Raw genomic sequence first — 13,323 nt, forward strand, 5'->3', positions numbered from 1 at the left:
CAAATAAATTATATGGAAATTAGGAAAATATGACGAAGATCACAGAAATGTTTTCCAACTAGGAGCTTGCATAAAAAAAGCTGCTTTCGGATGAAAGCAGCTTTTTAAACTAAATTTTTATAGAATCAATTTATTTCGCTTGATTCTTACGGATGATATTTAAAGCACCACCGGCTTTAAACCATTCGATCTGTTGTGCATTGTAAGTGTGGTTTGCCAAGATTTCCTCTTGCGTTCCATCTGCATGGTGCAAGACAAGAGTCAATGGTTTGCCGGGAGCAAACTCCGTCAAGCCAAGGATATCAATTGTATCATTTTCTTGGATTTTGTTATAGTCGTCTTTGTTCGCAAAAGTTAAGCCCAACATACCTTGTTTTTTCAGGTTTGTCTCGTGGATACGGGCAAAAGATTTAACCAATACTGCGCGAACACCCAAATGACGAGGTTCCATCGCTGCATGCTCACGCGAAGACCCTTCACCATAGTTCTCATCCCCTACCACAATTGATCCGATGTTATGTGCTTTATAGTCACGTTGCGTTGCCGGAACAGGACCATATTCACCTGTCAATTGATTCTTCACATTATCGGTTTTCTCGTTGAAAAAGTTAACCGCACCGATCAGCATATTATTGGAGATATTATCTAAGTGACCACGGTATTTCAACCAAGGACCAGCCATAGAAATATGATCCGTCGTACATTTACCTTTTGCTTTGATCAATAATTTCAAACCTTTTAAGTCTGTACCTTCCCAAGCCACAAAAGGTTCCAACAATTGGAGACGATCTGATGTCGGTGCTACATCGACAACAATAGCACTACCATCCGCTGCAGGGGCTTGATATCCCGGATCATCAACAGCAAATCCTTTTGTTGGTAATTCATCACCCACAGGAGGATCCAACTTCACCTGCTCACCTTTATTGTTCGTTAATGTATCCGTAACAGGATTAAAGCCCAAATCACCGGAGATTGCAATCGCAGCAACCAATTCTGGCGAAGCAACAAATGCATAGGTATTTGGATTTCCATCCGCACGTTTTGCAAAGTTACGGTTGAACGAGTGAACAATCGTATTTTTCTCTTGTTTGTCCGCACCCACACGATCCCACATACCGATACATGGACCACAAGCATTGGTGAATATCGTTGCGTTAAGATCTTCGAATGTTTTTAATAAACCATCGCGATCTGCAGTAAAACGAACCTGCTCAGAACCCGGGTTGATACCAAATTCAGCTTTGGTGATCAATCCTTTATCAACAGCTTGTTTGGCAATAGAAGCGGCGCGCGACAAATCCTCATATGAAGAATTTGTACAAGATCCGATCAATCCCCACTCCACTTTCAAAGGCCAGCCATTCTTATCAGCCTCTTCACGCATGCGTGACACTGGTGTATATAAATCTGGCGTAAATGGACCGTTCAATGAAGGTTCCAGTTCCGAAAGATTAATTTCGATCAATTGATCAAAATATTGCTCCGGATTAGCATAAACTTCAGCATCGGCGGTCAAGTGTTGTTTGATGGCATTGGCAGCATCCGCTACTTCAGCACGGCCTGTCGCACGAAGGTAACGCTCCATGGATTCATCGTAACCAAATGTAGAGGTCGTAGCACCAATTTCAGCACCCATATTACAGATTGTACCTTTACCTGTACAAGATAGAGATTCTGCACCATCACCAAAATATTCAACGATAGCTCCAGTTCCCCCTTTTACAGTTAAGATACCTGCAACTTTTAAGATCACGTCTTTTGCAGCAGCCCAACCACTCAATTTACCGGTTAATTTAACACCGATCAATTTTGGGAATTTAAGCTCCCAAGGTAAACCCGCCATCACATCACAGGCATCAGCACCACCTACACCGATGGCAACCATACCTAGACCGCCGGCATTTACAGTATGCGAATCCGTACCGATCATCATACCACCTGGGAATGCATAGTTTTCCAATACAACCTGGTGGATAATACCTGCTCCCGGTTTCCAGAAACCTATACCATATTTATTTGAAACAGAGCTCAAGAAGTTAAATACTTCTGAACTTTCGTTTTTAGCACGAGCTAAATCTTTATCTGCACCTTCTTTCGCCTGGATCAAGTGATCACAGTGAACGGTAGAAGGAACTGCTACCTTTGGACGTCCAGCCTGCATAAATTGCAATAAAGCCATTTGTGCAGTTGCATCTTGCATCGCTACACGATCAGGAGCAAAATCAACGTAAGAAACGCCGCGCTTGTAATCCTCTATCGCATTACTATCCCAAAGGTGGGCATATAAAATTTTTTCAGATAAAGTCAAAGGTTTGTTAACCACCTGACGAGCCGCAGCAATGCGCTCATCATAACGGCTATATACCTTTTTAATCATATCTACATCAAAAGCCATATCTCTCTTATTTATGTTATTTAATTAAGTTACTGAAATCCTGATAGCTTTTTATTTTGTCGGAATGGGCGCAAATTTAGTTAAGTTAATGCCTTCGACAGCAGCTTTGTATTCTTCAATATTAGGAATACGACCTAAAATAGCTGAAAGTACAACGACAGGTGTAGATGCTAATAGGGATTCTCCTTTTTTACCATCTCTGTCTTCTACGACACGACCTTGAAACAACCGTGTTGAAGTAGCCATCACCGTATCACCTTTAGCAGCTTTCTCTTGGTTACCCATACACAGGTTACAACCAGGACGCTCCAGGTACATGATATTTTCGTATTCCGTACGGGCAGTGCTTTTCGGCAATGCATCACTGAACTCAAATCCAGAGTATTTTTGCAAAAATTCCCAATCGCCTTCAGCCTTCAACTCATCAATGATATTATACGTCGGAGCTGCAACAACCAATGGTGCCTCAAAAGTAACAACACCTTTTTGCTGTTCGATATTCCGCAACATTTTCGAAACGATTTTCAAGTCGTCCTTGTGTACCATACATGAACCTACGAAACCTAAATCTACCTTTTTGTTTCCACCATAGTAAGAAAGATCACGAATGGTGTCGTGTGTATAACGTTTGGAAACGTCTGCGTTATTTACATCTGGATCCGCAATCATTGGTTCTTCGATAAGATCCAAATCAACGACAACCTCAGCATAGTATTTTGCATTGTTATCTGGTGTCAACGCTGGTTTAGCGCCAGATCTGATTTCTTCGATACGCTTGTTCGCTTTATCGATCAAACCTTGCAAAACGTTGTTTTTATTTTCCATACCCTTATCAATCATGATTTGGATACGATTTTTAGCGATTTCTAACGATTCAATTAATGTATCATCCTGCGAAATACAGATGGATGCTTTTGCTTTCATCTCCGCTGTCCAGTCCGTAAAAGTAAAGGCCTGATCGGCAAGTAATGTACCGATATGAACCTCAATGATTCTACCTTGGAAAACGTTTTCTCCAGCGAATTGTTGCAACATCTGCGCTTGTGTAGCATGTACAACATCACGGAAATCCATGTGTTCCTTCATGCTACCTTTGAACGTGACTTTTACAGATTCAGGAATCGGCATCGAAGCTTCACCCGTAGCCAATGCTAATGCAACAGTACCCGAGTCAGCTCCAAAAGCAACACCTTTAGACATACGTGTATGGGAGTCACCACCAATGATGATTGCCCATTCGTCAATCGTAATATCATTTAATACTTTGTGGATAACATCTGTCATGGAGTGATAAACGCCTTTTGGATCGCGTGCTGTAATCAAACCAAAATCGTTCATAAATTTCATCAATTTTGGAATGTTCGCTTGCGCTTTCTTATCCCAAACAGATGCTGTATGACAACCTGATTGATAAGCACCGTCAACCGTAGGAGCAATTACTGTAGCAGCCATTGCTTCCAGTTCCTGTGCAGTCATTAAACCTGTCGTATCTTGAGAACCGACAATATTCACTTTCACGCGAACGTCAGAACCAGCATGCAATACTTTACCTGGTGTTACACCTACTGCGTTTTTGTTGAAGATTTTTTCTACAGCAGTTAAACCTTGACCTTCAATGGTGATTTCTTTCGAAGGAGCAAATACCGTAGGTGCCTGGATACCTAAAGTTTGTGCTGCGAAAGTTTGGATTTTTTTACCAAATACGATAGCATAAGAACCACCCGCTTTGATAAACTCCATTTTTTGTGGTGTCAATGCTTTTGAAATATCAATTAGCTCCTGCTCACCATTATATAATTTTTTTGTTTTTGTATTGATCGTTAATACAGTACCTGTAGCTACAGAATAAACCTCCTCTAAAATAGGCTCATTTTTGTCATTGCGAACAACATTTCCGTTTTCATCAACTTTCTTCACCCAGTTTTTAAGATCGATACCAATACCACCTGTCACATCTACTGTTGTCAAGAAAATTGGCGAAATGCCATTCGTACCACCTACAATTGGCGCGATGTTTACAAAAGGAACATAAGGGCTAGCTTGTTTACCAGTCCATAGAGCTACATTGTTTACACCTGACATCCGTGAGGATCCCACACCCATTGTACCTCTTTCTGCGATCAACATCACACTTTTACCTGGATGCTGTGCCTGTAAGTCCTGGATTTGTTGTTGTGCTTCTGGCGTGATCATACATTTACCGTGCAATTCACGATCAGAACGCGAGTGAGCCTGGTTACCCGGAGATAGTAAATCTGTAGAGATATCACCTTCACCTGCGATAAAAGTAACTACCTGAATTTCTTCCGTTACTTCAGGAAGTTTCGTGAAAAATTCAGCTTTCGCGTAACTTTCCAAGATATCTTTTGCGATAGCATTACCTTGTTCATAAGCGTCCTTCAAACGAGCAGTATCTGCATCATATAAGAAAACCTGTGTTTTAAGTACTTCCGCAGCTTGACTTGCAATCGCAGCATCAGCACCTAAAGCAAGATCCAATAATACGTTGATAGAAGGTCCACCCTTCATATGAGACAATAGCTCAAAACCAAAATCAGGTGTGATCTCAGCAACAACTGATTCACCCAGAATAATTTCTTTTAAGAACTGCGCTTTAACACCAGCTGCAGGGGTTGTGCCCGGCAAGGTGTTATAGATAAACAATCTTAAAGATTCTGCTCTATTTCCATTGTTTAAATCTTTAATCTGAGCAATTACTTCACTTAGTAATTCTGCTCCGTCAATAGGCTTAGGATGTAATCCTTGGCCTTCTCGTTCTACAACCTCTTGTACGTAATCGTTGTAAATACTCATAGATATCAATCTTTCTATTTTAAGGGTAGTTCAGCAGATATACTCCTATCTTCCTACACTACCGTGTCTGTAATATAATTAAGCGAATATATAACCTCTGTAGCCTTCCTACATTAAATTATAAATTGCCCGTTCAGTTCGTATTTTTAAGTTGATTCATTTACCGTAAATCAACTATATTGACTAAATACAAAAATAGTGAAAATCCAACTTTAAACGCATGCATTCCATTTATTTAAATCAATTTGGAATTGTTCTAAACAGAACTTATGCAATCCAGCCATTTTTTTTTGAAACTATTTTTTTCGTCTTATCCATCTAAAAAAAAGAGGCGATTTATTTTACTAAATCACCTCTTCTTATCTTTATATATTTTCTATATTTATATCGATATCTTTCAGCGATTTAATGGTATCCAAAGGCGCAGCAGCATTGAACACAAAAGAACCCGCGACCAATACATCTGCACCAGCTTTTAATAGTTGAGTGGCGTTAGCAGTGGTAACTCCCCCATCAATTTCGATCAGCAATCCATCATTGACACCTTTAGCCATTGCACGGAGTTCCTGTACTTTGGCATACGTATTTGTAATAAACTTCTGTCCACCGAACCCAGGATTGACAGACATCAGGCACACAAGATCTAGATCGGCCAAAACATCTTTCAAAAGTGCTACAGGTGTATGTGGGTTCAATGCAACCCCAGCTTTACAGCCTAACTCTTTGATAGCCGCCAACGTACGGTGCAGATGCGTACAAGCCTCATAATGTACGGTAATTATTTCTGCTCCGGAGTCTTTACATACCTGTAAATAACGATCAGGATCAACAATCATCAAATGTACATCCAATGGTTTGGTGGCATGTTTCGCAATAGCTTGCATAACGGGAAATCCAAACGAGATATTCGGTACAAAAACGCCGTCCATAATATCGATATGAAACCAATCAGCCTCACTATTGTTTACCATGATGATATCATCGTATAATTTCGCGAAGTCTGCAGCAAGAACGGATGGTGCAATTAGATGTGATTTTGTTGACATGTTGTGTTTTTTTTGCAAAGATAACAAGTATTTTCCGTTCAACACAGCATTCCCCACATTTAACATGATTCAAATCGCATTTGGCAGAATCCACAAAAAATAAATTATAACTACATTTGTATATTAACTTTATATAAAAAACATCGTTCACTGTGGGAAGATTAAAAATAAAATATAAAAGAGAATTAAATACGACCGAAAATCTCATCCGAAAAATTGGACTAATATTGATCACCATCGTTCTGATCTGTATTTTTCTTCCCAAACAACCGCGGTTCCGTTATGAATTCCAAAAAGGAAAAGTATGGAACCATGAAAATTTAATATCCCCTTACAATTTTGCGATCCTCAAGACGCAGGAGGAGCTCAATGCGGACAAAAAAGGTATATTGAATACGATCCAGCCAATTTATAACGCCAATACAACAACAAGCAAAGAACAGATTGATCAGTTCAATACGGATTTGTCCGAAAAATGGCAAAGCAGCAAACTCGACACAACACACGAAAATATAAACGACTACCGCAGTGCCGGGAATGCCATATTGAACCATCTCTATGGAAAAGGGATACTCTCGTTGAATAACCGGTTTCAAAACCGCAACAACGAGAAATCACCGGCTTCAAAACATTATAATTTTACGTTAATACAAGATAAAGTTGCCTCACAAAAAAACACGGCTGATTGCTATACGATCGAAAGCTCCTATGGCTATATGGACGAATTAATGCCTAAGCTGACCAAAATAAAACAAAAAGGCTGGCTAGAGGAAACGTTAAAAAACTATATCACGATTAACTATATTTATAATGACCAGCAGACCGAAGCCTTGGAACAAAATGCCATCGCCAATATATCCGCTACCCGAGGAGTTGTCCAAAAAGGTGAACTGATCGCTGAAAAAGAAAAAATTATATCCAATGAGACCTACCAAAAGCTAGAATCGCTACGTAAGGTATATGAAGACGAAGGAAAAATAAGTGGAAATCAAAACTATGTAACGTTAGGGCAATTTCTCATTATATCCCTTGCTCTTTCCATACTCATGGTATTTCTGTTTCTGTTCCGTAAAGACATCTATTTCAACAACAGGTTATTGATGATTATCATGATCGTCATTATCGGTATGCTTGCTGTGCTTTCCTGGGCCATCAAGATCAAAATACCAAATCTATACTATATTCCATTTTGTGCGGTCCCCATTATCATCCGCATCCTATTCGACACACGGGTCGCACTGAATATCCATCTATTGATGGTCCTTTTGGCGGGACTATTTGTACCGAACAGTTTTGAGTTTGTCTTTTTACAATTTATGGCGGGCATCGTTGCGATATACAGCATCAAGACATTGGTCAAGCGGGAACAGTTGTTTGTTTCATCAGCGATCATCCTCGGGACATACTGGGTCGCTTACATTGGATTAGTGGTCACAAGAAATGGCTCTATTGACACCATTTACTGGACAGACCTCCTTCCCTTCCTGGTTAGTGTTATGATCACTTTGCTCGCCTATCCGATGATCTATGCCTTCGAGAAACTCTTTGGCATTGTTTCCGATTTAACCTTGATGGAGCTTACCAATAGTAACTCCAAATTATTGCGAGAACTTTCCTTTAAAGCTCCAGGCACTTTTCAGCACTCCCTACAGGTAGCCAATCTGGCCGAGGCCGCAATTTATAAAATCGGAGGTAATCCCTTATTGGTCCGTGCCGGCGCCTTGTACCATGACATCGGTAAATTGACCAATCCGCAATTTTTTATTGAGAATCAAAAAACAGAGAAAAACCCGCATGATGAACTCTCTCCGGAGCAAAGTGCACAGATCATCATCTCCCATGTCATCAAAGGTGTTGATGTCGCCAAGAAACATCAGCTTCCCGAGGTTATCCTTGACTTTATCCGAACACACCACGGTACCACACGTGTAGACTATTTTTACAATTTATTTGTTAAAAATAATCCAGACAAACTCGTGGACGAATCTTTATTCACCTACCCCGGCCCCATCCCTTTCTCTAAAGAAACGGCAGTATTGATGATGGCCGACTCTGTTGAAGCAGCATCCAGAGCTTTAAAAGAACCCTCGGAGGAGTCTATCAATAATCTGGTTGATAAAATAATTGAACACAAATTGATGCGCGGACAATTCAACAATAGTAATATCACATTGAAAGATATCACCGAATCGGCCGTTATTTTCAAGGCTATGCTCAAAAGTATCTACCATGTTCGGGTGGATTATGATTTGAGTAAAAAAACAATGTAATTTTAATTGCTAAACAACAAATTGAAATTCAAATGCTTATTGTAACGTTACGTTTTTTTTGCATTTTTTTTGATATTTAGGCTTTGCAGATTCAAATAATTGCCTTATGTTTGCAATGTCAAAACACGGAAGGGTGCCTGAGTGGCCGAAAGGAACAGTTTGCTAAACTGTCGTACTGGAAACGGTACCGCGGGTTCGAATCCCGCCTCTTCCGCCAAGACTACAAAAAGCTCAACATTAGTTGAGCTTTTTTTGTTTACGGTGTAAGAAACGGATGATCCATCAAATGCAAAAACTGGATCAGATACAAAAACTGTGGACTAAGCAAATAATCTGGTTAGTCTGGACAGGAAAAAGTTGATATCGCCGACACCTCTGAACTGAGTTCTGAAAGCTTTTATTTTTGCATTAAAGGACTCAGCGGAAGCATTGGTACTCCGGTTGTCAAAGTAGTTTAATATCTCTTTATGGTGCATGCTTATCGTTGTCGAAGTTTCAAGGGTTTTAACCCCATGGACCCCACTTCCTTTCCCTTTATTATTTATGATAAGCGGAATTATAACATCTTCCTCTTTGATATCCGAGACTCCGTAAAACAAATGAGGACTTTATAATATTTGACATTAGAAGAAACTTGAACATGGTCAAATTTGACTTCTACATTATCAGCCATATTGATAACGTCTAGTTTTGATTCGGTCACAAATACAAACCTTGATTTTCGAATAACAACATAACAGTATAAAGTCAGCGCAATACCAAAAGCAGACCAAAAATGCGTAAGAATTTCTGAAATCATATTCATCGGTTAACAAAATTCCTTGAAAACACAGAAAAACTATACATCTAAAAAAGTTCAAGTGAATCTGGATATTAAAGCACTTTTTTATTGAATTTGGGCTAATCACTAAAAATATAAATTTCAAGCAAATAATAAATTGGGCACATAGATTTAAAAAAGAGGGAATTGAAGATCTAAAAAATAGAAAGGCCTGTGGCAAACGTAGTGCATTATCAGATGAGCAATTAGAAAGGATTAAAGAACTAGTGCTAAAAGAAGCTCCGGCTAAATATGGCTTTCAATCAGAAAAATGGACAGGACCGCTATTGGTGTAATGGATCAAAATGGAATACGGCCTAGAGTAGGAAAAAGCACAGATATACATTCTTCTAGAGAAAGTGGGAACCGTCTTTGAAAAGAAAGCTGGCTTAGTTTTAAAAGTGTAATTATTTAATAAACTTTTACCAAAAGCGACGACGAACCAATATAGGCGAAATCTCCAACCAAATAAAGTTTTCAAACATCTCTTTGAAAAAATACTCATAAATTGGAATATTATATTTTTTGCTAAAAATATTCCCGATTTCGAAAGTATTAATCCCAAATTCGAAATTTTACAAATAAAACTAAGTATATATTTGTTATGCGAAAATATTTATCTCGAGATTATTTTAAACGCATTTTTAATACACTTATTTTAGTAATATTAACTTTATTTAATTCCATCCAACAAAGAACATGACGATGTAATTAAGATTTAACTTCTTGATTTTATGGACCAAGACAGCACTTAATAAGTCAATATACAAAAAACATTAAAAAAGCAATTCATAATTTTTACAATAGAAACTACATGATACAATTAAAAAGGTATTTATTTTTTGCAATTATAATATTTGCAATGTCTTGTCAGAAAAAAGATTTATCTACAGCTAATAATCTCTTGACGGGAGCAGCCAAAGGAGATATATTATCACTACAAGAAGTAAAGGAGTTTATTGGTCAAAAGAATTATAATACTGGAAAGAAATCCAGTAAAAATAATATACTCAATAATAAAAGTCAAATAGGAGAACCTGATTTACTATGGGATAAATCATTTGAAACCGAGCTTGTCAAAGGCTTTCCTGTTCTATGTGTACCATCAAAAAATGCGATAACTTCTGATCTAAAATTAAACGGAGTTAATCGCAATGGATTCCGATTGATGGTATTTCAGCATAACAAATAGCATGAAGTCAAACATGACATATGGGAACTATTTCCAGACGAAAAATACATTAGTAATAAGGCCGACTTTAAAAAACTGAAAAGCGGTGACTTAAATACATTTTCAGCGTATGAGAGTATAGTGGATAACTTTGATTTTACCGGTTATTTAGCCGTGTATACATCAGACAGGGGAGTTAAAGCAGTTTTTAAAGTCGTTGATGGGGTAATATTTGAAGTTTATGATACTAAAAAGATTTAACACGATGGAAAGACTGATTTTAACCATAGTATTTTTTATACTTTCCTTACATTTGTGTTATTCGCAATGTCCCGTAAATTATTCTCCTAACCCCAATGATAAATTGGAACAGGAGTATTTCAGTACACTTTTTCCGGGATGCGAATGGTGGAAAGGCAGCCCAGGCGAACCGAATAATCCAATTATACTCGATGAAGTTCCTGTCTATAGATATAGGATAGAAATAAATCAATTTTGGTGGCAGTATAATGAGAACAACTGGGAACTGATAAAAATCCACCGATAGTTCCGGAAAAATCTCCTCAACTGGATCCATTTAAGGAAAAACGTCCCTGTCCGGGAGATATCATTAAAAAGCCATCTATTGCTCCTTCTGGGGGATGGAATTATGCCGGCGGTACGTATGGAAAGACCCGCAATGGGGGAACGAAACTTCATGACGGGATAGACATTGCTGTTAATCTTCAAGAACCCGTATTTAGCAGCCATTCGGGCACAATTACAGGTATCGAAAGAAAATTTGGCCCGACTGAATACGCTAAAAATTCCTATGGGAATTATGTGGAGGTTTCATTTAATGTTGGTAATGACAAGTGGAAATTACTATTCGGACATTTAGGAGAGATTTCTCCCGAACTAGAAGTAGGTAAGAGTATTAGTGCTGGTGTTTTTATAGGAACTGGTGGACTATCGGGAAATGCAGGTTACAAGAATGGTGAGCCCCAGAGCGGTATGGTCCCACATGTGCATATTCGAGGGAGAGAAAATGGAAAATCTACAGACCCAGCAAAAGTACTGAATACCAAGTTTAATAAAAGTAATGGTCAGGCAACAAATAACCCCTGTGGATTTTAAATAAATAAACTATTTTTACAATGAAAAACATATATAATGCAGTTATGAAAAAGGTATTTTTTACGCTATTTATTTTGTTGACAACGGTAGTAACTTTTGCTCAAGAATATACAATTGACATTAAAGAAATAAATCTCTTTAATAAAGCCCAACCGACAAAATTTGTTCCCTTTGATGCGACTAAAACACAGGTTTTGCAGGCGCTCGGGCAACCTGTGAAACAGTATAAAATTTATAATCAAATGGATGAGACAAGTGAGGATGTATTCGAATACAACGGCAAAACAAAATTGTATTTTAATAACAATAAACTTGTTTCATTTGATATCCTAAATTTCAGATCTTCGCCCATAACAATTGGTAAGAATGGCAACGCAGTAAAGGAGCCTAAAGATTTAGAAAATCTTTATAGCAGTATCCCTACCAAAAAAGAGAATACGACTGACGGGGAATCTTATTTGTTCAGAAGAAGCAAAGTTGCGACTTTAAAAAAAGGAACCACAATCCTTGATATGGGATTAGAAATAAAATTTAACTTTATGAATGGTTCTGTTGCAATGAGCAGTGGTATCGATCCATCCACACTGCTGCAAGAGTATATCAAATCTATTGCAATAAATACCTATTAGCACATTGAAAAGTTGATATCTATTTAAATAAGTGTTAAAGAAACTACGTCTATCTATCTGACGTAGTTTTTCTTACGAAAGGTCGATTCGCACAATTTAAATCCAACCACCTTAATCTAAATCGTCACCCAAAAGCTCATTTAGCTCATTACTACCTGAATAAGAAAGCTGATTGGATTTAATATCTTCTATCCTAAGCCTTAATAGCTCAATAAAGTTAAAAACATCAAAATCTTTAAGCCTATCCTTATATTTAATTAATACCTCCTCCAAATAAGACAATAAATTAGATGAAATTTCTTTTCGCATAATTTCCTCTCCGAGATTAATATACTCGTCTAGTAAAAAAACAGGATCAACAATAAGACACTCATCTTTGTTGACATATTTTGAATAGGATTTGAGAACATTTTCCTCTATTCTCATCTTATTAAAAAACCTGAGGTAAATCTTGATTATTCTTCGGCTATCATTACTGGTTCTAATCTTTTTTGAAATTAGCTCCTGCCATTCAACATCATTCAAGTTATGGATAAGATAATCCAATACCTTTCTAAATAATTTATCATGTTTTCCTGAACCTGTAGAATCTAATTCGTATGTGGAAAAAAGAAATACGCCCATAATACCTTTTATTTGTCAGATAAAGCATCCCGTCTTGGGATTACCACTATTAATATACGCCAAACCAAGCTATAAATAAAACGGCTACCTGTATTTTATTCATAAGGCTATACTGTTCTTTATAGCTATAGACTTAGAATCACCCAAATCCCGATGATTATACTTAGGATGAAGTATCCCTATAAATTCCTTGTTATTTAATTCTCAATACCACGGATGGCTAGACAATTCAAGAACACAAGAATTATCAGCACTTCACAAGATCTTCTCTTCCATTTTATCAACCCCTATTCGGAGGTTCTTATCACTTCGTTTGGGACAACATTACACTTGGTTTGCCATTTCTCTGCCATTTGAAGCCTATTTTATTACCATTATAGCAAAGAAATAGCAAAGAAACAGCAAAGGAATACCAAAGAATAAGCAGAGAAAAGA

General features: G+C 37.8%; 11 protein-coding genes and 1 tRNA gene. 7 read left to right on the top strand and 5 right to left on the bottom strand.

The window, feature by feature from the left end; all coding sequences use genetic code 11:
- Positions 1–130: 130 nt before the first annotated feature.
- The 3 genes from DFQ12_RS05825 to rpe form a co-directional block, all read right to left on the bottom strand.
- A complete protein-coding gene (locus tag DFQ12_RS05825) occupies positions 131–2,398 on the bottom strand; it encodes an aconitate hydratase (protein WP_120258037.1) in 2,268 nt (755 codons plus the stop codon).
- 51 nt (positions 2,399–2,449) lie between these two features.
- Positions 2,450–5,212 (bottom strand): bifunctional aconitate hydratase 2/2-methylisocitrate dehydratase, encoded by a 2,763-nt coding sequence (locus DFQ12_RS05830; RefSeq protein WP_120258038.1) that lies wholly within the window; start codon positions 5,210–5,212, stop codon positions 2,450–2,452.
- Positions 5,213–5,577: 365 nt separating this feature from the next.
- Positions 5,578–6,258: a ribulose-phosphate 3-epimerase gene (rpe, locus tag DFQ12_RS05835; protein WP_120259246.1), complete on the bottom strand. Its 681-nt coding sequence runs from the start codon at positions 6,256–6,258 to the stop codon at positions 5,578–5,580.
- 152 nt (positions 6,259–6,410) lie between these two features.
- Here rpe and DFQ12_RS05840 point away from each other — a divergent pair, with 152 nt between their 5' ends.
- Together DFQ12_RS05840 and DFQ12_RS05845 are read left to right on the top strand one after the other, a co-directional pair.
- Positions 6,411–8,528, top strand: coding sequence for an HD family phosphohydrolase (locus DFQ12_RS05840; RefSeq protein WP_120258039.1), 2,118 nt, complete (start codon positions 6,411–6,413; stop codon positions 8,526–8,528).
- A gap of 127 nt (positions 8,529–8,655) precedes the next feature.
- Positions 8,656–8,745 (top strand) — tRNA-Ser (locus tag DFQ12_RS05845).
- A gap of 103 nt (positions 8,746–8,848) precedes the next feature.
- Here DFQ12_RS05845 and DFQ12_RS28635 read toward each other — a convergent pair.
- Entirely contained in the window at positions 8,849–9,127 is a 279-nt protein-coding gene (locus DFQ12_RS28635) for a transposase (protein ID WP_425275572.1), read from the bottom strand.
- Between the two features lie 334 nt (positions 9,128–9,461).
- Between DFQ12_RS28635 and DFQ12_RS28640 the strand changes: the two genes are divergently transcribed.
- The 5 genes from DFQ12_RS28640 (at position 9,462) to DFQ12_RS05870 (ending at position 12,264) form a co-directional block, all read left to right on the top strand.
- Positions 9,462–9,644 carry a helix-turn-helix domain-containing protein gene (locus DFQ12_RS28640; RefSeq protein ID WP_425275590.1) on the top strand — a complete coding sequence of 61 codons (183 nt, stop codon included), beginning with the start codon at positions 9,462–9,464 and terminating at the stop codon, positions 9,642–9,644.
- Positions 9,645–10,162: 518 nt separating this feature from the next.
- On the top strand, positions 10,163–10,540 hold the full coding sequence (locus DFQ12_RS05855) for a hypothetical protein (protein ID WP_120258040.1): 378 nt from the start codon (positions 10,163–10,165) through the stop codon (positions 10,538–10,540).
- A gap of 244 nt (positions 10,541–10,784) precedes the next feature.
- Positions 10,785–11,066, top strand: coding sequence for a hypothetical protein (locus tag DFQ12_RS27910; RefSeq protein ID WP_147420337.1), 282 nt, complete (start codon positions 10,785–10,787; stop codon positions 11,064–11,066).
- Between the two features lie 158 nt (positions 11,067–11,224).
- Positions 11,225–11,635, top strand: coding sequence for a M23 family metallopeptidase (locus tag DFQ12_RS05865; protein ID WP_279634406.1), 411 nt, complete (start codon positions 11,225–11,227; stop codon positions 11,633–11,635).
- Positions 11,636–11,679: 44 nt separating this feature from the next.
- Positions 11,680–12,264, top strand: a complete 585-nt coding sequence (locus DFQ12_RS05870) for a hypothetical protein (RefSeq protein WP_147420338.1) — start codon at positions 11,680–11,682, stop codon at positions 12,262–12,264.
- 111 nt (positions 12,265–12,375) lie between these two features.
- On the opposite strand, the gene DFQ12_RS05875 is transcribed toward DFQ12_RS05870, so the two are convergent.
- Positions 12,376–12,888, bottom strand: a complete 513-nt coding sequence (locus DFQ12_RS05875) for a HicA family toxin-antitoxin system (protein ID WP_120258044.1) — start codon at positions 12,886–12,888, stop codon at positions 12,376–12,378.
- Between the last annotated feature and the right edge of the window lie 435 nt (positions 12,889–13,323).

It is taken from the genome of Sphingobacterium detergens, assembly GCF_003610355.1.
In the GTDB taxonomy this organism is placed as follows: Bacteria; Bacteroidota; Bacteroidia; order Sphingobacteriales; family Sphingobacteriaceae; genus Sphingobacterium; species Sphingobacterium detergens.